The organism is Erythrobacter sp. RANMB8 (assembly GCF_056848235.1).
The window spans coordinates 551,447-573,995 of the sequence record NZ_JBREHG010000001.1; the positions used below are offsets into that span (position 1 = coordinate 551,447).

Sequence of the window (22,549 nt, forward strand, 5' to 3'; positions counted from 1 at the left end):
CGCCAACGCGCGATGCATACCACCCGCCCCGCCTCCCCACCCGGCCACCATAGCATTGTGGTACTATTGGTGGCCGGGTGGGGAGGCGGGGCGGGTGGTCTGCGCAACCGAAGGTGGCCTGAAATTACTTCTTCCGCACCCGCCGGTCCGCGTCCTTTTCCCTGATCCGGAAATCGGCAGGCCGCCGCACCGGCACGCGCAGCACGCAGCGCACCCCGGTTGCTGCGAAATCGAGCGTGACCGGCTGGCGCAGTTCGTGCGCGACGACCTTCTCGATCAGATCGGTGCCGAACCCGCGGCGGCGCTGTTCGGGCACCGGCGGCCCGCCGCTTTCGCGCCATTCGACTTCGGCCCAGGCGATGTCGCCCGCTTCGTCCTCGCCCTTCTGCCAGCGGATCGTGACCTGCCCCGATGCCACGCTGAGCGCGCCATACTTGGCCGCATTGGTCGCCAGTTCGTGCACCGCCAGCCCGAAGGACAGGGCATCATTGGGCGCCAGTTCGAGATCCGGCCCGTCGAGCAGGATCGCATCGCCCAGCGCCACGCGGAAATGCTGCAATTCCGCCTCGATCACGGCGCGGATCGGGGTCGTGCCCCAGTCGGTCACGGTCAGCAGATCGTGGGTTGCCGAAAGCGCCCGGATGCGCCCTTCGAGACTGTCGGCGAAATCATCCAGCCCGCTCGCCCGGCGACGGGTCAGCGACAGGATCGACAGCACATTGGCCAGCGTGTTCTTGACCCGGTGGTTGAGCTCGCGGGTCAGCGAGTTGCGGATCGAGTGCTGTTCCTCGAAGAAGGCAAGCCGCGCCTGATCCTCGAAGGCCTGCTGGGTCAGCAGCCGCGCCAGCAGCATCAGCAGGCTCGCCAGCGCCAGCCCGAAACTCAGCGTCACCATCGACAGGGGCGAAAGCACCTGCGCATCGGGGCTTTCGATCACCAGCAGCAGCTTGCGGTCGGCAATCCGTACCTCCTGCTGCACGGTTTCGCTGGTGGCATCGCCGATCGAATGGGCGACCAGCAGGTGACCGGTGCTCGCCTCGCCATCGTAAAGCCGCACGCCGAACCTGCTCGCCCCCTCGCGGTCGATCGCGGCATCGAGGAATTCGCGGGCGCGGAACGGGGTATAAACGAAGCCCGCCAGCCGCCGTTCCTCGCCCGAGCCAAGACGGAACACCGGCATGTAGATCGCAAAGGCGGGCGCGGCGTTGCTGGTTTCCTGCGTCAGCACGATCCGGCCCGAGGCAGCCGGGCGCAAGGTTACCTCGGCCTCGGCCATGGCGGCGGCGCGGGCGGGATCGGAATACATGTCATATCCCAGCGCGCGGCGGTTGCGCGGGGATGCAGGTGCGAACATCGTCACCGGCGCGATCCGGCCCGTGTCGCTGGCCGGAACCGGGTAGATCGCGGGAAAATCGGGCTGGCGTGCGCGGGTGCGGGCGTAGAAATCCGGCAGGTCGGCCACTTCGAGCACGGGGATCCAGCCGATCCCTTCCGCGCCCGAATAATCGGTGTTGAGCTTCAGTGCGCGCACGAAATTGTCGAAGGTTTCGGGGCGCACCTCGTCAAGGCTGGAAAACAGCGCCGCTCCGGCGCGCAGATAGGACGAAAAACCGCTGCTGCTGCGGTCGAGCGCGGCGGCCACGCCTTGCGCATATTCGCGCATCAGGGCGCGTTCGCGGGCGCGGGCGTTGCTTTCGATAGCGAACACGCTGAGCGCGGTGATCGCGGCCAGCGCCAGGAAGATCACCAGCGGGATCGCCCGCGGATAGAGCACCAGCCAGCGCCGCGCCCGTCCCGACGAGGTCGGCGGCGGCAGGGCCGAAGGGTCGGTATCGGGGCTGGGTGCGAGCGGGTCGATGGCGGGCAATCCTGTCGGGCCGGGGGCCGGAGCGCGATGCTGCGGACGCTGGCGGAACCAAACTGGTAGCGCATCGTTCCCGAATCGTCCAAACCCGCTATTGCGCCAAGGGCAGTCGGCATTGGTTCCATCGGGGAACCGGACGACGGGATCAGGGACAAGACCGGGAGCACATGGCCTCGAACCGCAAACAGGGTGACAGCAATAACGACCGCGGCGGTGCTGCGTCCGGGCGTCCGCCCGAATGGGCCGACGGGCTGAAGCAGCTGTATGATTCGGTGGTCGAGGAAGACCTGCCCGATGCGTTCAAGGACCTGCTCGACCGGCTCGACGGGATCGACACGGGCCCGCCTGCCGCTGCTGACAAGCCATCCTCCGGCGACCGGAGCCCGCCGCAGTGAGCGCGGGCGGCCAGCAAGGCGCCACCCGCACCGCAAGCGAAAAATCCGATTTCAAGCGTGAGTTGACCGAGGTTGTCCCGCACCTGCGCGCCTTTGCGCGAGGCCTGTGCGGGCGTCCCGATCTGGCTGACGATCTGGTGCAGGAAACGCTGCTGAAGGCATGGGCGGCGCAGGACCGGTTCGAACCGGGCACCTCGATGCGGGCATGGACCTTCGTGATCCTGCGCAACGCCTATCTCACCGACATGCGCCGCAACCGCTTTCGCGGCGAATATGATGAAGGCGTGGCCGAACGCATTCTCACCGCGCCGGCCGGCCAGGAAGAACCGATCCACCTCAGCGATCTGCACCGCGCCCTGCTGACCCTGCCCGCCGAACGGCGCGAGGCGCTGCTGCTGGTGGGCGCGGGCGGGTTTTCCTACGAGGAAGCCGCCGCGATCTGCGGCTGCGCGGTCGGCACGATCAAGAGCCGCGTGGGCCGCGCCCGCGCCGCGCTGACCGAGATGCTGGCGAACGGCAACATCCCCCAGCGTTCAACCGGCGACGACATCGCCCACCGCGCGATCCTTGAGGAACTCGATATGGTCGCGGGCGGCAACGGGGTCAGTTCGCGGGGGTAATTCGCAATCCGTCACCCCAGCGAAAGCTGGGGCCTAGAGCCACAAAGGGCATCGCTTGCCGCCCTGGGTGCCAGCTTTCGCTGGGATGACGCAGAAAAAAGGCCCGAAGCATCGCTGCTCCGGGCCTTCCTTGTTCACGAGCCTGCAAAAATCAGGCGCCAGTCCTTACGCGTAAGTCCACACCGTCCCGCGCGCGAGGTTTTCGCTGGCGAAGGCCCAGTTGAGCTTGGTCTCGACCACAGCGTCGAGATAGGCCGGGCGCTTGTTCTGGTGATCGAGGTAATAGGCGTGCTCCCACACGTCGAGCACCAGCAGCGGGTTGAAGTCGCTGTCGGCCAGCGTGTCGGCATCGTGGGTTTCCTCGATGCTGAGCTTGCCGTCCTTTTCGGCCAGCCACACCCAGCCGCTGGCGAAGTGGCCGACGCCGCGATCCTTGAGCTGCTGCTTCAGGGCGTCGACCGAACCGAAGGCTTCGTTGATCTTGGCGACCAGTTCATCCGAAGGCGCGGTGGTTTCTGCCGCCATCGAGTGCCAGTAGAAGGCGTGGTTCCAGGTCTGGGCGGAATTGTTGAACAGGCCCTGATTGGTCCCGCGCGAGGCAGCGACGATCGCTTCCAACGAGGCATCGGCGTGCGGCGTGCCTTCGATCGCGGCGTTCATCTTGTCCACGTAAGTCTGGTGGTGCTTGCCGTGGTGGAACGACAGCGTCTCGGCCGAAATCGCCGGTTCAAGCGCGGTGTCGGCATAGGGCAGCGGGGAAAGTGCGAAAGCCATGGGTCATCCTCCGGAAGGCTGGGTTGAATGGGATCTCGTAACGCAAACGCAGATGTGGGCGAAGGGTTGCAGCTTCAAGTGGCTGCTGGTTCCGGGGCGCTCTCGCCCGTTCCTGTCGTCCGGTCAACCGCGCTTGTGACAGCCACGTTCATGGTGACATTGCCGAGCGTGCGCATCAGATCGGGCAGCATCTCCACCGCCACCAGCAGCGCCAGCGGTTCGACCGGCACGCCCATCGCCAGCGCGATCGGGCCGATCGAGACGACAAAGCTGATCGATCCGGGCAGGCTGACAGCGCTGAGGCTGATCACGCTCGCAATCAGGATCCCCGCAACCGCGATGGCGAACGGCACCTCGATCCCGGCAAGCGCGGCGATGTAATAGACCACCGCAAGGTTCATCGCCGCGCTTGTGGCGCGGAAGATCACCACCGCCAGTGGCAGCACGAATTCTGCCGTGGAGGCGCGCAGGCCCAGACGGCTGGCAGAGTCCAGCATGGCGGGCAAGCTGGCGAGCGAGGACTGGGTGGACAGCGCCACCGCCTGTGCGGGCAGAACCGCGCTGGCGAAACGTGCGCCGGTGCGGCCCAGCCCGATGGCGATGGCATAGGCCAGCAGCAGAACGAAGGTGCCCATCGCGGTCACTGTCAGCACATAATGCCCCAGCGCCGCAAAGGCTCCGCCGCCGCTCTGCACGCCGACACCGTAAGCCAGCGCGAACACGCCGACCGGCGCAATCGCCAGCACCCAGCCGATGATCAGCAGCATGACATTGCCGAGCGCGTGGAAGAACCCCAGCAGCCGGTCGCTCTGATCGGCGGGCAGGCGGGTAATGGCAACGGCGAACATCACGAAGAACAGCGTCAGCGGCAGCATCGCGGTTTCGGCTGCGGCGGCGATGATGTTGGGGGATACCAGCGATGCGGCAAAATCGAGCACCTTGGGCACCTCGCCCACATCCTGCGGGCTGTCGGCCAGAAAGGCGCTCGCGCCTTGCGGAACGGGGAAGGCCCTGAGCAGCGCGGGCATCGCCGCCGAGGTGAAGGCTCCGCCCGCCAGCTGCACCCCGACCATGATCGCGAGCATCCGCCGCGCTGCGGGGCCGACCCGCGAGGCGAGGATCATCTGCACCAGCCCCAGCACCAGCAGCGCCGCCACCAGCGGGATGATCGTCATCTGCAGGGCCTTGAGCCACAGCCCGCCGACCACCGCGGCGATATCGCCCGCCAGTTGCGGCGCGCCCAGCATCGCCCCCGCAATCCCGGCCCCCAGCCCGCCGACCAGCGCGGCGAAGGTCAGCGCCACCGGCAGGCGGATCGATACCAGCGCAAACTTGCCCTGACCCTGGCCTGCCGCGCCAGCGCCGCCGTTTTCACTTTCCAGCAATTGCTTGTCCTTTAAGTGGGCGCCTTGCCCTTCACATCGGGCGATAACCGCGCCAGAAGCGCGAGACAATCTTGTGAGGCAGGGGACGGGGATTTTTGATGGGTCGCAAGCTGTTTGGCACCGACGGGATCAGGGGCCGCACCAATGCGGGCGCGATGACCGCCGCCACCGCAATGAAGGTCGGGCAGGCAGCGGGAACATATTTCCTGCGCGGCGCGCACCGCCACCGCGTGGTGATCGGCAAGGACACCCGCCTTTCGGGCTACATGATGGAAAGCGCGCTGGTGGCGGGCTTTACCAGCGTCGGCATGGACGTGATCATGACCGGCCCCCTGCCCACCCCCGCCATCGCGCTGCTGACGCGGGAAATGCGCGCCGATCTCGGCGTGATGATCTCGGCCAGCCACAACCTGTTTGCCGATAACGGGATCAAGCTGTTCGGCCCCGATGGCTTCAAGCTGTCGGACGAGGCCGAAATCGCGATCGAGGCGCTGATGGAAACCGACATCGCGCTCGCCCCTGCAGAAAAGATCGGCCGGGCCCGCCGGATCGAGGATGCGCGCGGGCGTTATATCCACGCGGTCAAGCAATCCGTGGCGAGCGAGATCCGCTTCGACGGGTTGAAGGTGGTGCTCGATTGCGCCAACGGCGCGGCCTATCAGGTGGCTCCCTCGGCGATCTGGGAACTGGGGGCGGAAGTCGTCGCATTGGGCGTGACCCCCAATGGCACCAATATCAACGACGGGGTCGGCTCCACCGCGATTGCCGCGCTGCAGGCCAAGGTGGTGGAGGAAGGCGCGGATATCGGCATTGCGCTGGACGGCGATGCCGACCGGCTGATCGTGGTCGATGAAAAGGGCCGCGCGGTCGATGGCGACCAGATCATGGCGCTGATCGCGGGCCGGATGCAGGATCGCGGCAGCCTGAAGGGCGGCGGCATCGTGGCGACGGTGATGAGCAATCTCGGCCTCGAACGCTATCTCGCAGGCCGCGGGCTCACCCTCGAACGGGCCAAGGTGGGCGACCGCTACGTGCTCGAGGCGATGAAGGCGGGCGGATACAATGTCGGCGGCGAGCAATCGGGGCACATGATCCTGCTCGATCATGCCACCACCGGCGATGGCACGGTGGCGGCGCTGCGGGTGCTGGCGAGCCTGGTGCGCAGCGGCAAGCCGGCGAGCGAGGTGCTGCATCTGTTCGAACCCGTGCCGCAGCTTTTGAAGAACGTGCGCTATGAAGGCGGCAAGCCGCTGGAAAACGCGCGCGTGCAGGCCGTGATCGCCGAGGCCGAGGCCGGGCTGGCCGGCAAGGGCCGCCTCGTCATTCGCCCCTCGGGCACCGAACCGGTGATCCGGGTGATGGCCGAAGGCGACGATCAGAAACAGGTCGAAGCGGTGGTCGACGCGATCTGCGAAGCGGTGCGGGCGGCGGTCTGAACCTTGCCGTTCGTGTCGAGCGCAGTCGAGACACATCATGGCACCAGACAGGCCTCTCGACTTCGCTCGAGGCGAACGGGATAGGAGACGAAAATTATGCTCGAAATGCGCCCCGATTGCGAAATGTGCGGCGCGGGCCTGCCTGCCGAGGCACCCGGCGCCTTCATCTGCTCGTTCGAATGCACCTTCTGCGCCGAATGCGCCGAGGATCTGGACGACCGCTGCCCCAATTGCGGCGGCGAGCTGATGGACCGCCCGACGCGGGCCAAGGCACTCCACGCAAAGTTCCCGCCCAGCACCGAGCGCAAGCACAAGGGATGACCACCCCCGCACCCCCCCGCATCCTCTCCATCGCCGGTTCGGATTCCTCCGGCGGCGCAGGCATTCAGGCCGATCTCAAGACCATCGCCATGCTTGGCGGTTATGGCATGACGGCCATCACTGCGATCACCGCGCAGAACACCACCGGCGTGCAGGGTGTGGTGCCATTGTCGGGGGCCTTCGTGCGCGAGCAGATTGCCTCGTGCATCTCCGATATCGGGGTGGACGCGATCAAGATCGGGATGCTGCATGATGCGGAAGTGATCGCCGCCGTGGCCGAAGCGCTCGAAGGCGTCGCGGCGCCGGTGGTGCTCGATCCGGTGATGATCGCCACCAGCGGCGCGGCGCTGATCGCGCCCGATGCTGTCACGTCCTTGCGGGAGGTGCTGTTCCCGCGTGCGGCGCTGATCACCCCCAACCTGCCCGAACTCGCGCATCTTGCCGGCCGCCCGCTCGCCACCACGCAGGACATGATCGATGCCGCCACCGACCTTGCCGAAGCGAGCGGCACGGCGGTGCTGGCCAAGGGCGGCCATATGACGGACGGCGCAGACAGCGACCGCATCATCGATGTGCTGATCGCGCCCGGCGCAAGGGCGGTCGCCTTCGATCATGCCCGCATCGTCACGCGCCACACCCACGGCACGGGCTGCACGCTGTCATCAGCGATTGCGACGCTGCTCGGCCACGGCCAGCCGCTCGAACACGCGGTCAGGCTGGCGCGGCAATTCGTGGTGCAGGCGATTGCAGCCGCCCCCGGCTATGGCGCGGGCAACGGCCCGCTGGGCCATCAGGCGGTCCGGCGGCGCGATTGAGCGCGCTCAATCCTCTGCCGAAGGTTCCCTGATCTCGTAGAAATCGGCGATGCAGGCCCATGCCTCCTCGGCGGTTTCGCACCAGGTGAACAGGTCGAGATCGCTCTTGGAGATCGTGCCTTCCTCGGCCAGCGCCTCGAAATCGATCACGCGGGTCCAGAATTCCTTGCCGAACAGGATGATCGGGATCGGCTTCATCTTGCCGGTCTGGATCAGGGTGACGAGCTCGAAGAATTCGTCAAAGGTCCCGAAGCCGCCGGGGAACACCGCCACTGCCCGCGCACGCAGCAGGAAGTGCATCTTGCGCAGCGCGAAATAGTGGAACTGGAAGCTCAGATAGGGCGTCACATAGGGGTTGGGCGCCTGTTCGTGGGGCAGCACGATGTTGAGCCCGATCGATTCGCTCCCCGCATCCGAAGCGCCGCGGTTGCCCGCCTCCATGATCGAAGGCCCGCCGCCGGTGGTGACGACGAACTGGCGCAGGCCGTTCTCGATGATCCCCTTTTCCGACACCAGCCGGGCGAGGCGATAGGCCTCATCGTAATATTTCGCCTTTTCGGCAAGCCGCGCGGCGACCTTCTGGTCGTAGGCATCGCCGTTCTTTGCCGCCTCGATCCGCGCCTCGGCCTGCGCGGGACTGGGGATGCGGGCCGAGCCATACATCACCAGCGTGGAACCCACACGCGCTTCATCGAGCAGCATTTCGGGCTTGAGCAGTTCCAGCTGGAACCGCACCGGGCGCAATTCGTCGCGCAGCAGGAAATCGGTGTCGCGGAAGGCGAGTTTATACGCCGGATGGGCGGTCTGCGGCGTGCGTTCGGGGCCGCCCTCGGCAAAGCGGGTCTCTTCGCCCGCACGGTAAAATTTGCGGTCTGTCAGGTCTTTTTCGGTCATTCCAGACCCCTAGTAGACCCCCTCTTGCCCCGCAATAGGCTAGGCCTGCGGCATGTTTCACGTGAAACATTCGGGAATGGGGGGTGCGAAATGGCTGGATGCCCCGCAAGGATTCGAACCTTGATTGACGGAGTCAGAGTCCGCTCTCTTACCATTAGAGGACGGGGCATCGGCCTTGCTGCCGGAATCGGTCCGGCGGCAGCAGCGAGCGCGCTCCCTAGTTTTGTGCGGGCGCAAGGTCAAGCATCACCTTGTAAGGGGCCTTGCTTGCTCTCTCCGCGGGACTGGGGTAACCTTGCGTCAAGTGCTGCGTGCGCGATGTTCTGCGCGCAGTGAGATGAAAGTTTTGCGATCATGGCGGAAACACTCCCGCCGGACAGGAAGAACAGTGCTGGGAAACACCGGGGCGGCAAGTCCGGCAAGGTAGCCGATTTCCGCTACAAGCGCCCCTCCCAGCCCGATTCCCGTAACGGCAGCCGCGCCGGCCGCGGCCATTCCCCGCGTGCAGAGGCCGATCTGGCCGCCATCGGCGCGCTCAAGCCCGCGAGCCATGGCGAGGCCTATGCCGCGCTCGATCTCGGCACCAACAACTGCCGCCTGCTGATCGCGCGCCCTTCGGGACGGGATTTCACCGTGATCGATGCCTTCAGCCGGGTGGTGAAGCTGGGCGAGGGGCTGGCCACCAGCGGGCGCTTGTCCGATGCGGCGATGGACCGCACGCTCGCCGCGCTCAACATCTGCGCCGACAAGCTGCAACGCCGCAACGTCCGCCTCGCCCGCTCGGTCGCGACTGAGGCCTGCCGGCGGGCGGAGAACGGCCCCGAATTCATCGAACGGGTGCGGCGCGAAACCGGCATCGCGCTCGACATCATCAGCGCGGGCGAGGAAGCGCGGCTGGCGGTGCTGGGTTGCCACATCCTGCTGGAGGCCGGCACAGGCCCCGCGGTGATCTTCGACATCGGCGGCGGATCGACCGAACTGGTGCTGGTGGAGGCAAGCGACGAAAGCAGCCGCGTGCCGCGCATTCTCGATTGGCAGAGCGTGCCCTGGGGCGTGGTCTCGCTGACTGACACGGTCGGCCGCGGCGAGGATAGCGAAGCGGCGCGGATCGCCCGCTTTGCGCGGATGAAGCAGATGGTGGCGGAGAGTTTCGCGCCCTTTGCAGAGCGCGTGGCCGGTGCGGCGCAGCACGAGGACATCCGCCTGCTCGGCACCAGCGGCACAGTGACGACGCTCGCCAGCCTCTATCTCGAACTGCCGAGCTATGACCGCAAGGCGGTTGACGGGTTGATCGTTCCGGCCAGCGAAATGCGCGATATCAGCGCCCGGCTCAGCGTGATGACGCCCTTCGAGCGCGCCACGCTGCCGTGCATCGGGCAGGACCGTGCCGATCTGGTGGTGGCAGGCTGCGCGATCCTTGAGGCGATTCTCGATCTGTGGCCCGCACGGCGGCTGGGTGTGGCCGATCGCGGCATTCGCGAGGGCATCCTGCGCAGCCTGATGGCGGCAGAGCGCCAGTCCGACCGCGCCTTGCGCGCGCTCCACAAGCAGCGCGGCCGCGCATGACCCGCGGCAGCAAGGAACCCGGCAAGCGGGTCAAGACCGCCAAGGGCCGCACCGCATCGCAGGTGCGCTGGCTCGAACGCCAGCTCAACGATCCCTACGTCAAGCAGGCCAAGGCCGACGGCTATCGCAGCCGCGCGGCTTACAAGCTGATCGAGCTGGACGAGAAATTTGCGCTGCTGAAGGGCGCGACCCGCGTGGTCGATCTCGGCATTGCGCCCGGCGGCTGGACGCAGGTGGTGCGCGCCAAGAAACCCAAGGCCGAAGTGGTGGGGATCGATCTGCTTCCCGTCGAGCCGATCGAGGGCGTCACGATCTTCCAGATGGATTTCATGGCCGATGAAGCCCCCGCGAGGCTGGCAGAGGCGCTGGGCGGCCCGCCCGATCTGGTCCTGTCAGACATGGCGGCCAACACCGTCGGCCACAAGCAGACCGATCACCTGCGCACCATGGGCTTGGTCGAGGCGGCGGCGTGGTTCGCGGTAGAAAATCTCGCGCCCGGCGGAGCCTTTGTCGCCAAGGTGCTGGCGGGTGGGACCGATACCGACCTGCTGGCGCTGCTGAAAAAGCACTTCGCAGTCGTCAAGCACGCCAAACCCCCGGCGAGCCGCAAGGGCTCGTCGGAGTGGTATGTCATCGCGCAGGGGTTCAAAGGCTGAGGTTCTAAGGGCCGCCCGAGGCAGCCCGCCGCGCTTACTCGGTCGCAGCCGCCGCGTCGGTGCCCGCTTCGGCAGCGGCAACCGCTTCGGCCTCGCCCTCGGCAGCAGCCGATTCGCCTTCGGCCGGAGCAGCGGCAGCAGCGGGCGTGAACGCCGGCAGCGGCAGGTTCGCGCCCTTGGAATTGAGGTAGGCGGCCAGCGCGGCGCGATCTTCAACCTTGGACAGGCCGGCAAAGCTCATCTTGGTGCCCGCGACATAGGCCTTGGGGTTCTTGAGCCAGGCGTCCATCTTGTCCCAGTCCCAGGTGCCGCCGAGCGCCTTCAGTTCGGCGCTGTAGGCAAAGCCGCCCTTGGCTGCGACCGCACCGCCCATCACACCGGCGAGGTTCGGACCGACGCCATTGGCGCCGCCCGCATCAATCGTGTGGCAGCTCTGGCACTTGGCATAGGCCTTTTCGCCCGCCGCGATCAGATCGGCTGCGGGCATGGCGTTCAGCGCTTCGGCGATGGTCATCTGCGCAGGGCCTGCGCCTTCCTCGACCGCGCCTTCGATGACATAGCCGAGCTGTTCCGGACGCTGCGGCTTGTCACCGTGGAAATACTTGCCCGAGAGGATCGAAAGACCCAGCCCCAGGCCAGCCGCGAACAGCACCCAGCCGGCAGCAGTGTTGAACAGATCGCCGCCACCGTTCCGGCCTGCGGGCGTTTCCTGCGAAGAGTTGTCCTGTGTCATCCCGCCGGCTCCATAGTGTCGCCCTCGCAAGCGCGCAAGATGCATCGTGGCATCAATTCTTGCACCTTTTGCAAGCAGGCTTGCCGCGCCGCCTGCATCGCACTAGCAGCCTTGCCACCATGCGTTCCTTCCCTGCCCCTGCCGTAGCCATCGTCGACCGGATGCGCTCCGCTGCCGCTGCCGAGCCGGCGCGGGCGATTGCCTATCAGGGTTCGCCCGGTGCCAATTCGCACCGCGCCGCCACCGAAGCGCGGCCCGACATGCTGCCGCTGCCGTGCTTCAGCTTCGAAGATGCGCTGGAAGCGGTGAAGGACGCTCGCGCCGCGCAGGCAATCATCCCGATCGAGAATTCGCAGCACGGGCGCGTGGCCGATATCCACTTCCTGCTGCCCGAAAGCGGCCTTGCCATCATCGGCGAGTATTTCATGCCGATCCACCATGCCCTGATGGCGCTGGGGGATGGCCCGTTCGAGGCCGCTTACAGCCACCCGCAGGCGCTCGGCCAGTCGCGCCATTACCTGCGCGAACGCGGGATCGTGCCGCTCAGCCATGCCGATACGGCAGGCGCGGCAGCCTATGTGGCCGAACGCGGCGATCCCACCGTGGCCGCCATCGCCCCCGCCATCGCGGCGGAGCTTTACGGGCTGAAGATCATCGAGAACAATGTCGAGGACAGCCCCGACAACATGACCCGCTTCGTCATCCTCGCCCGCGAACCGCTCGCGGCAGGGGCGCTGGCGGGCAAGCCGGTGATGACGACCTTCATCTTCGAGGTGAAGAACATCCCCGCCGCGCTCTACAAGGCGCTCGGGGGGTTCGCCACCAACGGGGTCAACATGACCAAGCTGGAAAGCTACCAGCAGGGAACCAGCTTTGCCGCGACCACCTTTTACGCCGACATCATCGGCGCGCCGGGCGATCCGGCGGTGGACCGGGCGCTGGAGGAATGCGCGTTCCATTCCAAGGAATTGCGCATTCTGGGCTGCTACGAACAGGCCCGCGCACGGGGGTAAGGCGGGCGTCGCCGGGGATCGTGCCGTTTCTCGGTTGCGCAGGGCAGGCTGGCGTGTCACCACCTGCACCGAATGACCGCACCGGCCACGACCACCCCTGCCGAATCGCCAGCCATTTCAGGCGCATCCGACGTGAGCGGCTGGGCGGGTGTGCGCAATAATGGCGACATCCAGTTCGCACCGGTCAAAATCCCCGAAATCCCGCCGCGCCAGCCGAGCTGGTTCGAAGAGATGCTGGGCGATATGTTCCGCTTCCTCGCCGAGCTTTTCGCGCCGCTGGGGCGGCTGATCGGCGCGGCGTGGCCGTGGCTGCAATGGGTGCTGCTGGCGCTGGCGGTGAGTTTCGCGCTGTGGATGCTGGTGCGCACCTTCGGACCGGGCGGGCTGCGCCGGGAAAAGCCCGCCAGCGCGCCGCAAGACGAATGGCAGCCCGATCGCGCCGCCACGCTTGCGCTGCTTGAGGATGCAGACCGGCTCGCCGCGCAGGGCCGCTTTGACGAGGCGACCCGCCTGCTGCTGCAACGTTCGGTCGGCCATATCGCCGCCGCCCGGCCCGACTGGGTCGAACCATCGAGCACCGCACGCGAACTGGCCGCCCTGCCCGCCCTTCCCGATGCTGCCCGCGCCGCGTTCCGCGTGATTGCCGAGCGGGTGGAGCGCAGCCTGTTCGCGCTGCGGGCGCTGGAGCGGGCCGACTGGGAAGCCGCCCGCGCCGCCTATGCCGAATTCGCGCTGGCGCGCCTCAATGTCCGGGGGCAGGCGGCATGAGCAGCGCACCGCCGGTCGCCTTTTCGCGCTTCGGCGCTTTCGCGTTGGTCGCGGTCGGCTTTGCGCTGTTTCTCGCGATGATCTGGATGATCGCGGCGGGCGAGGAGTTCGGCGCGCGCGGCAGCAATGGCGAGGCCCATGCCGCTGCCAACGGCCTCAACGGATATAGCGGGCTGGTGCGCCTGCTCGATGCCGAGGGTTACGAGGTCACCCGTTCGCGCAGCCCTGCGGGCCTCGAAACCTACGATGTGCTGGTCCTCACCCCGCCGGTGTGGATGGACCCGGAGGAGTTCGGCGAGCTGTTGAAAAAGCGCGAATCCTATGGCCCGACGCTGGTGATCCTGCCCAAGTGGGACGCCAACCTGCCGCCCCCGCAATTGCCGGAGGAAGTGCGCGAGAAGTTCAAGCCGGGCTGGGTGATCCTCTCCGGCGCCTTTCCGGTCGAATGGACAGCGGAACTGCCCGCGCCCTACAGCCTCAAGCACGAACGCGCCGAGGTCGCCAAATCGCGCCGCCCGACATGGAGCGGGATGGGTCTTGAAGGCACCATGCCGACCCGCACCACGCTTTATGCGACCCCCAACCCCGAACAGCGCTCGCTGATCACCGATGCATCGGGCCGGGCGCTGGCAGTCATGGTCGAAGGCAAGGAAGGCAGCGATTTCTACGAGAACGCGCACTGGACGATCTTCGTCACCGATGCCGATCTGGTGAACAATTACGGCCTTGCCGACCGCACCCGCGCCGCAGCCGCGCTCGCGCTGGTCGAGGAACTGACCTATGAGGGCGACATCACCGCCGTCACCTTCGACATGACGCTGAACGGGTTCGGCGCTTCGGAAAACCTGCTGACCCTGGCCTTCCGCCCGCCGTTCCTTGCGGCGACGCTTTGCCTGCTGATGGCGCTGCTGATCATCGGCTTTCGCGCCTTCCAGCGGTTTGGTCCGGCGGCTGCGGCAGGCGGTCCGGCGATCGCCTTTGGCAAGCAGCGGCTGATCGCCAACGGCGCAGGGCTGATCCTGCGCGCACGACGGCTGCAATTGCTCGGCGCACCCTATGCCGCGCTGTCGGCCCGCCGGGTGGCCGAAAAGCTCGGCCTTGCGCGCCCCGACCGCGAGGCGATTGACGCAGCGCTCGCCCGCCGCCTGCCCGACGCGGAGCCCTTCACCCGCCGCGCCGCACGGATGGAAGCCGCCGCAAAACCCGCCGATATTCTCGCCGCCGCACAGTCGCTCGATGATCTTGCCACCAAGCTATCCCAGAGGGAAACCACCCGATGACCATGTCTCTTTCCGACGTCCGCACCCTTGCCGACGCGATCCGCGCCGAAATTGCCAAGGCGATTGTCGGGCAGGAAGGCATGGTCGACATGCTGCTGACCGCGCTGCTTTCCGAAGGGCACGTGCTGCTGGAAGGCCCGCCCGGCACCGCCAAGACCTTCCTCGCCAATGCCTTCGCCACCGCGCTGGGCCTCGATTTCGGGCGCATCCAGTTCACTCCCGATCTGCTGCCGGGCGACATTCTGGGATCGAACCTGTTCAACTTCCAGACCAGCCAGTTCACCCTCACCCGCGGGCCGATCTTCTGCGACCTGCTGCTGGCGGACGAGATCAACCGCACCCCGCCCAAGACGCAGGCTGCGCTGCTCGAAGCGATGCAGGAAAGGCGCGTGACGCTGGACGGTGAGACGCACCACCTGCCCGAACGCTTCATGGTGGTGGCGACCCAGAACCCGATCGAGAACCAGGGCGTCTATCCCCTGCCCGAAGCCCAGCTTGACCGCTTTCTGTTCAAGCTGCTGGTGCCCTACCCTTCCGAGGCCGAGGAAGCGCGGATTGTCGCCGCCTATGGCCAACGTTCCGGCCCGCAGCGCCCCGCCGATCTGGGCGTTTCGGCGGTCACCAACGCCGCAGGGCTGATCGCGGCGAGCGGTGCGCTGTCGCAGGTCACCGTGGCGGATGAAATCACCGCCTATGTCGTGCGCCTGATCCGCGCCACCCGCGATCATGCCGATCTTACCGTGGGCGCGAGCCCGCGTGCCGCCGTGCTGCTGGCAGGCGCCGCCCGCGCTCGCGCCGCGCTGGAAGGGCGGAGCTATGTGATCCCCGATGATGTGAAGGCGCTCGCCGTGCCGGTGCTGCGCCATCGCCTCACCCTGTCGCCCGCCGCCGAGATCGAGGGCCGCGACATGGAGGCGCTGGTGGCCGAACTGGTCGAAAGCACCGAGGCACCCCGCTAGGCCGATGGACGCGCTGCTGCGCCTTCTCGGACTGATCTTCCGGCCCCTGCGGCCGCTGCTGATCATCGCCCCGACCGAGCGGGCGGCGTGGCTGGTGGCAGGGCTTGCGCCGGTCGCGCTGGTGATTGCCGCCACTGCCCCCGGCGCGTGGGTGATCGCCCCGCTGGTGGCGGCTGCGCTGCTGGCGCTGATCATTGCCGATGCCGTGCTGGCAGGGCGCAATGACGGGTGGGCATTTCATCCGCCCGCCGATGTCGAGGTGGGCCAGCCTGCCGGCCTTGTGGTCACGGCGCGCTTCGCCAGCGGCAGGCAACGCCACGTCGCCGCCGCGCTGGCCTGCGATCCGCGCCTTGCACCGGGCGGGCGGATCACCGTGAACCTCGCGCCCCGCCCGGACGACGCCGACTGGCGCGGGGAAACCACGCTCACCGCAGACCGGCGCGGCACTGCCGAGGTCACCCGCGCATGGCTGCGCTGGGAAGGGCCGCTCGGCCTCGGCGCGCGGCAGGTGGACTATCCGCTCGAACAGGCGGTGCGCATCTGGCCTGACCTTTCGCCGGTGCGTTCGCCCGATTTGCAGACCTTCCTGCGCAATGCCCAGCTTGGCCTCATCGCCCGGCGCATCCGCGGCGAGGGCACCCAGTTCGAGGCGCTGTCCGAATACGAACCCGGCATGGACCGCCGCCGCATCGACTGGAAGGCCAGCGCCCGCCACACCCGCCTGTTCGCCCGCGAGAACGAAAGCGAGCGCAACAACCAGATCGTGTTCGCTTTCGATTGCGGGCAGGCAATGTGCGAGCCGGTGGACGGCCTGCCGCGCATCGACCGCGCCGTGTCCGCCGCGCTGACCTGCGCCTATGTGGTGCTGAAAGGCGGGGATCGCTGCGCGCTGTTCGGCTTTGCGCAGTCCCCGCAGATCATGACCCCCTTCATCGGTGACCCCCGCGCCTTCCACCGGCTGCAAAGCGCCGCTGCGGGCCTCGATTACACCGCCGCCGAACCCAATTTCACGCTCGCCCTCGCAACGCTGACATCGAAGCTCAAGCGCCGTTCGCTCGTGGTGCTGTTTTCCGATTTCACCGATCCGACCTCGGCCGAACTGATGGTCGAAAGCCTCGGGCGGCTGGTGGACAAGCATCTGGTGCTGTTCGTCACCATCACCGACAGCGAGATCGAACAGCTGGTCACCGCGCACCCCGGCGATATCGCCACGCTCGCCCGTGCGGTCACCGCCGACACCCTGTCGCAGCAGCGCAAGCTGGTGCTGACGCGGCTGCGGCGCATGGGGATCGACGTGATCGAGGCGCCGTGGGAAACGATCGGCCCGCGCCTGATCGACCGCTATTTCGCGATCCGTGCCAGCGAGGCGATAGGATGAAGGCTCCCGTTATCTCGTCATGGTTCGGGCGCGGTGCGATTGCCGCGCCGCCCGATATCGAAAGCGCCGCGCTGCGCTCCGACCGGTTCCGGCTGGAACGCGAAGGCGAATGGCGCCGGCTGGAGGATATCGTCAAGCGGATGGAAGGCGGCGGCCTGAAGCGGATTGCCGACGACGATCTGCTCGCCCTGCCGACGCTCTATCGCACCGCGGCCTCCAGCCTTGCGGTGGCCCGCGAAACCAGCCTCGATGCAGGCACGCTCGCCTATCTCGAAGGGCTGGTGCAGCGCGCCTGGTTCCAGGTCTATGGCCCGCGTCAGGGCTTTGCCAGCTGGCTGCGCGGGTTCCTGCTGGGCGGATGGAGCCGCGCCGTGCGCGAAATCTGGCTCGACCTGTGCATCGCGCTGTTCGTGATGGTGGCAGGCGCGGTTGTCGGCTGGCTGCTCGTCGCGCAGAGCGAGGAGTGGTATTACCGCCTCGTCCCCGGCGGGCTGGCCGACACCCGCGTGCCCGGCGCGAGCCGCGAGGAATTGCTGGCGACCCTCGGCACAGAGGAAAGCGCGGCCGGACTTTCGACCTTTGCCGCGCAGCTGTTCAGCAACAATTCGGCGGTGTGCATCCTCGCCTTTGCCTTGGGCTTTGCCTTCGGCATCCCTTCGCTGATGCTGCTGGTGCACAACATGGCGATGCTGGGCGCGGTGCTGTGGCTGTTTGACGGGCAGGGGCTGCTGGTCGAGATTTCCGCATGGCTTTCCGTCCACGGCACGACCGAAATCTTCGGCATCCTGCTGTCGGGCGCGGCGGGGCTGCATATCGGGCGGGCGATGGCCTTCCCCGGCACGCGGCCCGTGCTGGATGCGGCGGCAGAGGCCGGACGGCGCGGCGCGGTGGTGATGGTCGGCGTGGTGATCATGATGATCGTCGCCGCCTTTCTCGAAGCCTTCCCGCGCCAGTTGGTCGAAGGCAGCGCCAACCGCTTCATGATCGGAGGAGCGATGCTGCTGTTCTGGCTGAGCTATTTCTTCCTCTACCGCCCGCGCCCGGCGGTGGAGAGCCAGGGATGAGCGCGGCGCTCGCCTCTCCGCTCGCCGAAAAGCGCGCCCGCACGCTGGTGACGCCCGAAGGCATTGCCCTGCCGATCGCGCTGGCATCACGCGGCGCGCGCGCCGGGGCGCTGATCCTTGATGTGATTTTCATCTTCGTCGGTCTGCTCGCCTTTTACCTGACCCTCGCCTGGATTGCCGGGGGGCTGCTCGACGGCACCGATCTCGATCCCGCCGCCGCCCCGCGCGGCGCCCGTGAATTCCTCCAGATCGTGCTGGTGCTGATCGGGTTCTTCACCTGGTACGGCTATTTTCTGGTGCAGGAACTGGGGCCGCGCGGGGCGACGCTGGGCAAGCGCCTGGTCGGCATCCGCGTCGCGGCGCGGGGCGGCGGACGGCTGACGCCCGAAGCGGTGATCGCCCGCAACCTGCTGCGCGATATCGAAATCTTCTATCCGCTGCTCACCTTGCTGATCCTGCTGGTGACAAGCGCCGACAATAACGAGGAGGTCGGCCCGCTCGGCTGGGTGATGACGGGCTGGTTCACGCTGTTCCTGGTGTTCCCGTTCTTCAACCGCGATGCCCTGCGCGCCGGCGATATCGTCGCGGGGACATGGGTGGTGGAACGCCCGCGCACCAAGCTGGGCGAGGCGCTGAGCACGCAGGGCGCCGCCGCGGCGCGCCGCACCAGCGATCTCACCGGCGTGCGCTACGAATTCGGCGAGGCGGAGCTGGCCGTCTATGGCGAGAAGGAATTGCAGACGCTCGAAAGGATGCTGCGCGATGCCCAGCCCGATGCGTTGTCCGCCGTCCACGCCACGATCTGCCGCAAAATCGGCTGGGAGCCCGGCGCGGGCGACGAGCGGGCTTTCCTCGAAGCCTTCTATGCGCAATTGCGGGCAAAACTCGAAGGCGAGATGCGCTTCGGCAAACGCAAGGCGGACAAGTTTTCATGACCATGGACAGACGCTTCTTCATCGGCGGCAGCCTTGCGCTGGGGGCTTCGGCCTGCATCCCGCCTGACCAGAGCCCGATCGGGCGGCTGGCGGCAGAGCTGCGGATCATCGAGGCGGCCGGCGGCGGGACGCTGGGGGTCGAGCTTTACGACACGGCCACCGGCATGTCGGTCGGCATCAACCGCGACCGGCGCTTCGGCCATGCCTCCTCGTTCAAGTTCAGCCTCGCCGCGCTGTTGTTGCAGCGCCATGCGGCAGGGCAGATCGATGCCGACCGGAAGGTGACATGGACGCAAGCCGACATGATGCACCACGCGCCCTTCACCTCCGAAAGGCTGGCGACCGGCGCGAGTTTGCGCGAGCTGGCGCGGGCGACGCAGATCACCTCGGACAATCCGGCGGCCAATATCCTGCTGCGCGAACTCGGCGGCCCGGCGGCGCTCACGGCTTTCTGGCGCAGCCTTGGCGACGAGGTCAGCCGCGTCGACCGTTACGAGCCGGAGATGAACAACGTTCCTCCCGCCGAATTCCTCGACACCACCACGCCCGCCGCCATGGCGCGGACGGTGGCCAAGATCGTCTATGGCGACGTTCTGCCGGCGGCCGAGCGGGCCGAGCTGAAAGGCTGGATGATCGCCACCGAAACGGGCCTGCGCCGTGTCCGCGCCGGCCTGCCCAAAGACTGGGTGGCGGGCGACAAGACCGGCACCAGCGGCAAGATCGGCCCCGATTACAACTATATCGACATCGGTTTCGCCGAAGGGCCGAAGGGCCAGCCGCCGATCACCTTCGCCTGCTATTTCCGCGCCCGGCAGGCGGAAGATTCGATGCAGCCGCTGGGCGAACTGACCCTCGCCCGTGTGGGCCGCGTGATCAAGGAATTCGCCGAGCCGGAGCGCGGCCTGCCGCTGGTGGGGAAGCTTTACTGACCTTCTCCCCTCCCGCTTGCGGGAGGGGTCGGGGGAGGGCCCGCGAAGGCGAAGCCGAGCGCCAGCTGCCACGCTGCGAGGCCTGCGGCCTCGCCCCACCCCCGGCCCCTCCCTGAAGGGAGGGGAGCCTATGCTTCAATGATCCGGAGTGGCCGTGGCCTTGTCCTCGCCGCCGAAGATCGCCACTTCGCGCACCCCCGCGCTGGTCGCCCGCCCGCGATACATGCCCGTGGTGTTGAAGCTGTAGAGCGCATGGCCTTCCGGTGTGACGAGGATCACCCCGCCATCGCCGCCGAGAATGGCGACATCGGCCATCACGGCATCGGCGATATACTGCGCCTCCTGCGCACCGACCGGCTGGGGATCAGCATCATCCTGCGCCATCACGGCCTTGGCTTCATCGGTGGCCCTGAGCCGGGCACAGATCTCGTGCGCCACCCCGACCCTGAGGAAATACTCCCCCCACCCCGTCGCCGAGACCGCACAGGCGCGATTGTCCGCATAGGTCCCCGCGCCGATCACCGGCGCATCGCCCACGCGGCCCCAGCGCTTGCCGGTCATCCCGCCGGTCGAGGTGCCCGCCGCCAGATTGCCGTTCTGGTCGAGCGCCACCGCGCCCACCGTGCCGAACTTGTGATCGACATCGAGCGCCGACAATTGCTTGGCCTTCATCCGCTCCAGCGCCTCGCGCCGCGCCGGGGTGGCGAAGTATTCGGGCGGGGTGACGGCAAAGCCCTTCTCCTGCGCAAAGGCTTCCGCGCCTGCGCCCATCAGAAACACGTGCTCGCTCTGGGTGCGCACTGTGTCGGCCAGCAGGATCGGGTTTTTGACCGTCTTGACCCCCGCGACCGCCCCGGCGCTACGGTCACGCCCGTCCATGATCGAGGCGTCGAGCTCGTTCGTCCCGTCCCACGTGAACACCGCGCCCTTGCCGGCGTTGAACAGCGGCGAATCTTCCATCGGGATGATCGCGGCCTTCACCGCGTCCATCGCGCTGCCGCCCTCGGCCAGCACCTTGGCGCCTGCATCGAGCGCCTGCTGCAACGCCGCCTCATACTCCGCGCGCTTTTCCGGCGTCATCGCCTTGGGGTCGAGCGTCCCGGCCCCGCCATGAATCGCCAGCGACCATTTAGGGGCTGCGTCCTCGGCCAGAGCGGGTTGGGACAGCAGGGCGAGCGCGACAGCGGCAATGAGGTTCTTCATGGCCGCAAGGCATAACGCGCCCTTGCCCCTTTCGCCAGCTTCTCAGCATCGCCCATCCCCGCTAGGGCGCCTGCCATGATCTACCGCGCCGCCACCATCGCCGATGCCCCCGCGCTTGCCACGCTGGGCCGCAACACCTTCGTTGCCGCCTTCGGCCACCTCTACCGTCCCGAAGACCTCGCCGCATTCCTTGCCGAGGTGCACAATCCCGATGCCGTCGCAGGCGAGATTGCAGGCGATGAATGCACCCACCGGCTGGTGGAGCACGAAGGCGCGCTCGTGGCCTTCTGCAAGCTGCGTTATCCCACCAAGTTCGGCGCATATTCCGACGCGGCCAACCCGATCGAACTCGGCCAGCTTTACGCCCTGCCCGGCTATACCGGCAGCGGGATCGGGGCGCAGCTGATGGACTGGGCGCTGGCGCAGGCCCGCGAAGGGGAGCACGATGCGGTGCTGCTATCGGTCTATTCCGAAAACTTCGGCGCGCAGCGGTTCTACCAGCGCTACGGCTTTGCCAAGATCGCCGACATCACCTTTCAGGTGGGCGAGCACCTCGATCCCGAATTTCTCTACGAGCTTAAACTCTAGCTTTCGAGGAATTCACGCAGCAGGGCGAAGACGTCCTTCGCCTCGCGGGTGGCGGTGATCGCCATGAAGACGTGCGGCGCGGCCTCGTATTCATAGAGCTTGGCATCCACCCCCGCAGCCCGCAGCCGCGCTGTGAAGGTGCGCGAATCGATGATGAACAGGTCGTGCCGCCCGGTCCAGATGCGGGTCGGCGGCAGCAGGGCAAGGATATCGGTCGCGGTGTAAAGCGGGCTGACCTCGGCGCTGCCGGGATTGCGCGAGGCGGCCACCATCTCCCCGCAAGCGCGCAGCGTGCCGATCTTGAGCATCAGATCATGCGGTTCGACCGCTTCGATATCGGGGTCCGCCAGCGTCAGATCGAGCCACGGCGCAAACAGCGCCAGCTTGCCCGGTCGCGGGCCGCCTTCCTGCACCAGCCGCAGCGCGAGCGACAGCGCCATGTGCCCGCCCGCGCTGTCACCGTTGAGGATGATGCGCGCCGGATCGTGCCGCGCCGCCAGCTCGGCATAGACCGCATCGGCGAGGCTGTCCTGCGCGGTGTGCGGGGCTTCGGGCACCACGGCATAAAGCGGCACGGTGACGCTGATCGCGCAGGCATCGACCATCGCGGCGACCAGCGGCCAGTGCACCTTGAACATCGGTTGCACAAAGCCGCCGCCATGGAAATAGAGCATATGCCACGCGCCGGGGCCGCTTTTGGGGTGGAGCGTGATCACCCGCTCGCCTTCGATCAGACGTTCCTCGACATTGTAGCGGCGGCGGAAGGCAGGCGGCATCGGCGCATCCTGCGGAATGGCGCGTCCGGCCATGCGCTGGCGGAAGCCTTCGGCATCGTGGGGGAAAACCGGGCGGGTGTGCGCCAGGACGAATTTCACCGCACGCAGCAGCAGGCTTGGCGCATTGCTGCGCACTTCGATCGAATTTCCGGTCAGCATTGCGTATCCCTCCGCCGCGCCAGAGTGCCGCAGCGGTG

23 protein-coding genes and 1 tRNA gene are annotated in these 22,549 nt (G+C 67.2%); 16 read left to right on the top strand and 8 right to left on the bottom strand.

Translation table 11 applies throughout. The features are described from left to right. Positions 1-124: 124 nt before the first annotated feature. The gene (locus tag ACU0AG_RS02500) at positions 125-1,867 is read right to left on the bottom strand and encodes a CHASE domain-containing protein (protein ID WP_482780677.1); all 1,743 of its coding nucleotides are present in this window, start codon (positions 1,865-1,867) and stop codon (positions 125-127) included. A gap of 164 nt (positions 1,868-2,031) precedes the next feature. Here ACU0AG_RS02500 and ACU0AG_RS02505 point away from each other — a divergent pair, with 164 nt between their 5' ends. Together ACU0AG_RS02505 and ACU0AG_RS02510 are read left to right on the top strand one after the other, a co-directional pair. Then, positions 2,032-2,259, top strand: a complete 228-nt coding sequence (locus ACU0AG_RS02505; protein WP_482780678.1) for a NepR family anti-sigma factor — start codon at positions 2,032-2,034, stop codon at positions 2,257-2,259. After that, a complete protein-coding gene (locus ACU0AG_RS02510; protein WP_482780679.1) occupies positions 2,256-2,879 on the top strand; it encodes a sigma-70 family RNA polymerase sigma factor in 624 nt (207 codons plus the stop codon). Before ACU0AG_RS02505 ends, ACU0AG_RS02510 begins: the two co-directional genes overlap by 4 nt. Positions 2,880-3,044: 165 nt before the next feature. Here the strand turns inward: ACU0AG_RS02510 and ACU0AG_RS02515 are convergent, their stop codons facing one another. After that, on the bottom strand, positions 3,045-3,653 hold the full coding sequence (locus tag ACU0AG_RS02515; protein ID WP_482780680.1) for a superoxide dismutase: 609 nt from the start codon (positions 3,651-3,653) through the stop codon (positions 3,045-3,047). A 74-nt stretch (positions 3,654-3,727) separates the two neighbouring features. Continuing rightward, the gene (locus ACU0AG_RS02520; RefSeq protein ID WP_482780681.1) at positions 3,728-5,038 is read right to left on the bottom strand and encodes a dicarboxylate/amino acid:cation symporter; all 1,311 of its coding nucleotides are present in this window, start codon (positions 5,036-5,038) and stop codon (positions 3,728-3,730) included. A gap of 98 nt (positions 5,039-5,136) precedes the next feature. Between ACU0AG_RS02520 and glmM the strand changes: the two genes are divergently transcribed. The 3 genes from glmM (at position 5,137) to thiD (ending at position 7,610) form a co-directional block, all read left to right on the top strand. Further along, positions 5,137-6,474, top strand: a complete 1,338-nt coding sequence (gene glmM / locus ACU0AG_RS02525; RefSeq protein WP_482780682.1) for a phosphoglucosamine mutase — start codon at positions 5,137-5,139, stop codon at positions 6,472-6,474. Between the two features lie 96 nt (positions 6,475-6,570). After that, positions 6,571-6,795, top strand: a complete 225-nt coding sequence (locus tag ACU0AG_RS02530; RefSeq protein ID WP_482780683.1) for a DUF1272 domain-containing protein — start codon at positions 6,571-6,573, stop codon at positions 6,793-6,795. Next, positions 6,792-7,610, top strand: a complete 819-nt coding sequence (thiD, locus tag ACU0AG_RS02535) for a bifunctional hydroxymethylpyrimidine kinase/phosphomethylpyrimidine kinase (RefSeq protein ID WP_482780684.1) — start codon at positions 6,792-6,794, stop codon at positions 7,608-7,610. The genes ACU0AG_RS02530 and thiD overlap by 4 nt, the downstream gene beginning before the upstream one ends. A gap of 6 nt (positions 7,611-7,616) precedes the next feature. Here the strand turns inward: thiD and ACU0AG_RS02540 are convergent, their stop codons facing one another. Further along, the gene (locus ACU0AG_RS02540) at positions 7,617-8,504 is read right to left on the bottom strand and encodes an LOG family protein (protein ID WP_482780685.1); all 888 of its coding nucleotides are present in this window, start codon (positions 8,502-8,504) and stop codon (positions 7,617-7,619) included. 95 nt (positions 8,505-8,599) lie between these two features. After that, positions 8,600-8,673: transfer RNA gene (locus ACU0AG_RS02545), tRNA-Gln, on the bottom strand. Between the two features lie 185 nt (positions 8,674-8,858). Between ACU0AG_RS02545 and ACU0AG_RS02550 the strand changes: the two genes are divergently transcribed. Together ACU0AG_RS02550 and ACU0AG_RS02555 are read left to right on the top strand one after the other, a co-directional pair. After that, positions 8,859-10,070, top strand: a complete 1,212-nt coding sequence (locus ACU0AG_RS02550; protein ID WP_482780686.1) for a Ppx/GppA phosphatase family protein — start codon at positions 8,859-8,861, stop codon at positions 10,068-10,070. After that, a complete protein-coding gene (locus tag ACU0AG_RS02555; protein WP_482780687.1) occupies positions 10,067-10,726 on the top strand; it encodes an RlmE family RNA methyltransferase in 660 nt (219 codons plus the stop codon). The genes ACU0AG_RS02550 and ACU0AG_RS02555 overlap by 4 nt, the downstream gene beginning before the upstream one ends. Before the next feature lie 34 nt (positions 10,727-10,760). Here ACU0AG_RS02555 and ACU0AG_RS02560 read toward each other — a convergent pair whose 3' ends face one another. Further along, positions 10,761-11,459, bottom strand: coding sequence for a c-type cytochrome (locus ACU0AG_RS02560; protein ID WP_482780688.1), 699 nt, complete (start codon positions 11,457-11,459; stop codon positions 10,761-10,763). Positions 11,460-11,578: 119 nt separating this feature from the next. Here ACU0AG_RS02560 and ACU0AG_RS02565 point away from each other — a divergent pair, with 119 nt between their 5' ends. The 8 genes from ACU0AG_RS02565 (at position 11,579) to bla (ending at position 19,785) form a co-directional block, all read left to right on the top strand. Continuing rightward, positions 11,579-12,472: a prephenate dehydratase gene (locus ACU0AG_RS02565; protein WP_482780689.1), complete on the top strand. Its 894-nt coding sequence runs from the start codon at positions 11,579-11,581 to the stop codon at positions 12,470-12,472. 72 nt (positions 12,473-12,544) lie between these two features. Continuing rightward, positions 12,545-13,240 (top strand): hypothetical protein, encoded by a 696-nt coding sequence (locus ACU0AG_RS02570; RefSeq protein WP_482780690.1) that lies wholly within the window; start codon positions 12,545-12,547, stop codon positions 13,238-13,240. Beyond that, complete coding sequence (locus ACU0AG_RS02575) at positions 13,237-14,520, top strand: DUF4350 domain-containing protein (RefSeq protein ID WP_482780691.1); 1,284 nt, start codon at positions 13,237-13,239, stop codon at positions 14,518-14,520. Before ACU0AG_RS02570 ends, ACU0AG_RS02575 begins: the two co-directional genes overlap by 4 nt. Then, the gene (locus ACU0AG_RS02580) at positions 14,517-15,479 is read left to right on the top strand and encodes an AAA family ATPase (protein WP_482780692.1); all 963 of its coding nucleotides are present in this window, start codon (positions 14,517-14,519) and stop codon (positions 15,477-15,479) included. Before ACU0AG_RS02575 ends, ACU0AG_RS02580 begins: the two co-directional genes overlap by 4 nt. Positions 15,480-15,483: 4 nt before the next feature. Continuing rightward, positions 15,484-16,857 carry a DUF58 domain-containing protein gene (locus ACU0AG_RS02585; protein WP_482780693.1) on the top strand — a complete coding sequence of 458 codons (1,374 nt, stop codon included), beginning with the start codon at positions 15,484-15,486 and terminating at the stop codon, positions 16,855-16,857. Further along, positions 16,854-17,921, top strand: a complete 1,068-nt coding sequence (locus ACU0AG_RS02590) for a stage II sporulation protein M (protein ID WP_482780694.1) — start codon at positions 16,854-16,856, stop codon at positions 17,919-17,921. The genes ACU0AG_RS02585 and ACU0AG_RS02590 overlap by 4 nt, the downstream gene beginning before the upstream one ends. Further along, complete coding sequence (locus ACU0AG_RS02595; protein ID WP_482780695.1) at positions 17,918-18,856, top strand: RDD family protein; 939 nt, start codon at positions 17,918-17,920, stop codon at positions 18,854-18,856. The genes ACU0AG_RS02590 and ACU0AG_RS02595 overlap by 4 nt, the downstream gene beginning before the upstream one ends. Further along, on the top strand, positions 18,853-19,785 hold the full coding sequence (gene bla, locus ACU0AG_RS02600) for a class A beta-lactamase (RefSeq protein ID WP_482780696.1): 933 nt from the start codon (positions 18,853-18,855) through the stop codon (positions 19,783-19,785). The genes ACU0AG_RS02595 and bla overlap by 4 nt, the downstream gene beginning before the upstream one ends. A gap of 135 nt (positions 19,786-19,920) precedes the next feature. Here the strand turns inward: bla and ACU0AG_RS02605 are convergent, their stop codons facing one another. Continuing rightward, positions 19,921-20,988, bottom strand: coding sequence for an isoaspartyl peptidase/L-asparaginase family protein (locus tag ACU0AG_RS02605; RefSeq protein WP_482780697.1), 1,068 nt, complete (start codon positions 20,986-20,988; stop codon positions 19,921-19,923). Between the two features lie 75 nt (positions 20,989-21,063). Here ACU0AG_RS02605 and ACU0AG_RS02610 point away from each other — a divergent pair, with 75 nt between their 5' ends. Further along, on the top strand, positions 21,064-21,576 hold the full coding sequence (locus ACU0AG_RS02610) for a GNAT family N-acetyltransferase (RefSeq protein WP_482780698.1): 513 nt from the start codon (positions 21,064-21,066) through the stop codon (positions 21,574-21,576). Here ACU0AG_RS02610 and ACU0AG_RS02615 read toward each other — a convergent pair. Continuing rightward, on the bottom strand, positions 21,573-22,511 hold the full coding sequence (locus ACU0AG_RS02615) for an alpha/beta hydrolase (RefSeq protein WP_482780699.1): 939 nt from the start codon (positions 22,509-22,511) through the stop codon (positions 21,573-21,575). The genes ACU0AG_RS02610 and ACU0AG_RS02615 overlap by 4 nt on opposite strands. Between the last annotated feature and the right edge of the window lie 38 nt (positions 22,512-22,549).

Excerpts from the sequence above, each read along its gene's own strand:
- ACU0AG_RS02540 (WP_482780685.1), bottom strand. The coding sequence starts at position 8,504 with ATGACCGAAAAAGACCTGACAGACCGCAAATTTTACCGTGCGGGCGAA.
- ACU0AG_RS02595 (WP_482780695.1), top strand. The coding sequence starts at position 17,918 with ATGAGCGCGGCGCTCGCCTCTCCGCTCGCCGAAAAGCGCGCCCGCACG.
- ACU0AG_RS02515 (WP_482780680.1), bottom strand. The coding sequence starts at position 3,653 with ATGGCTTTCGCACTTTCCCCGCTGCCCTATGCCGACACCGCGCTTGAA.
- ACU0AG_RS02560 (WP_482780688.1), bottom strand. The coding sequence starts at position 11,459 with ATGACACAGGACAACTCTTCGCAGGAAACGCCCGCAGGCCGGAACGGT.
- ACU0AG_RS02550 (WP_482780686.1), top strand. The coding sequence starts at position 8,859 with ATGGCGGAAACACTCCCGCCGGACAGGAAGAACAGTGCTGGGAAACAC.
- ACU0AG_RS02580 (WP_482780692.1), top strand. The coding sequence starts at position 14,517 with ATGACCATGTCTCTTTCCGACGTCCGCACCCTTGCCGACGCGATCCGC.
- glmM (WP_482780682.1), top strand. The coding sequence starts at position 5,137 with ATGGGTCGCAAGCTGTTTGGCACCGACGGGATCAGGGGCCGCACCAAT.
- ACU0AG_RS02570 (WP_482780690.1), top strand. The coding sequence starts at position 12,545 with ATGACCGCACCGGCCACGACCACCCCTGCCGAATCGCCAGCCATTTCA.
- ACU0AG_RS02565 (WP_482780689.1), top strand. The coding sequence starts at position 11,579 with ATGCGTTCCTTCCCTGCCCCTGCCGTAGCCATCGTCGACCGGATGCGC.
- ACU0AG_RS02610 (WP_482780698.1), top strand. The coding sequence starts at position 21,064 with ATGATCTACCGCGCCGCCACCATCGCCGATGCCCCCGCGCTTGCCACG.
- ACU0AG_RS02575 (WP_482780691.1), top strand. The coding sequence starts at position 13,237 with ATGAGCAGCGCACCGCCGGTCGCCTTTTCGCGCTTCGGCGCTTTCGCG.
- ACU0AG_RS02590 (WP_482780694.1), top strand. The coding sequence starts at position 16,854 with ATGAAGGCTCCCGTTATCTCGTCATGGTTCGGGCGCGGTGCGATTGCC.
- thiD (WP_482780684.1), top strand. The coding sequence starts at position 6,792 with ATGACCACCCCCGCACCCCCCCGCATCCTCTCCATCGCCGGTTCGGAT.
- ACU0AG_RS02555 (WP_482780687.1), top strand. The coding sequence starts at position 10,067 with ATGACCCGCGGCAGCAAGGAACCCGGCAAGCGGGTCAAGACCGCCAAG.
- ACU0AG_RS02605 (WP_482780697.1), bottom strand. The coding sequence starts at position 20,988 with ATGAAGAACCTCATTGCCGCTGTCGCGCTCGCCCTGCTGTCCCAACCC.
- ACU0AG_RS02585 (WP_482780693.1), top strand. The coding sequence starts at position 15,484 with ATGGACGCGCTGCTGCGCCTTCTCGGACTGATCTTCCGGCCCCTGCGG.
- ACU0AG_RS02615 (WP_482780699.1), bottom strand. The coding sequence starts at position 22,511 with ATGCTGACCGGAAATTCGATCGAAGTGCGCAGCAATGCGCCAAGCCTG.
- bla (WP_482780696.1), top strand. The coding sequence starts at position 18,853 with ATGACCATGGACAGACGCTTCTTCATCGGCGGCAGCCTTGCGCTGGGG.
- ACU0AG_RS02505 (WP_482780678.1), top strand. The coding sequence starts at position 2,032 with ATGGCCTCGAACCGCAAACAGGGTGACAGCAATAACGACCGCGGCGGT.
- ACU0AG_RS02530 (WP_482780683.1), top strand. The coding sequence starts at position 6,571 with ATGCTCGAAATGCGCCCCGATTGCGAAATGTGCGGCGCGGGCCTGCCT.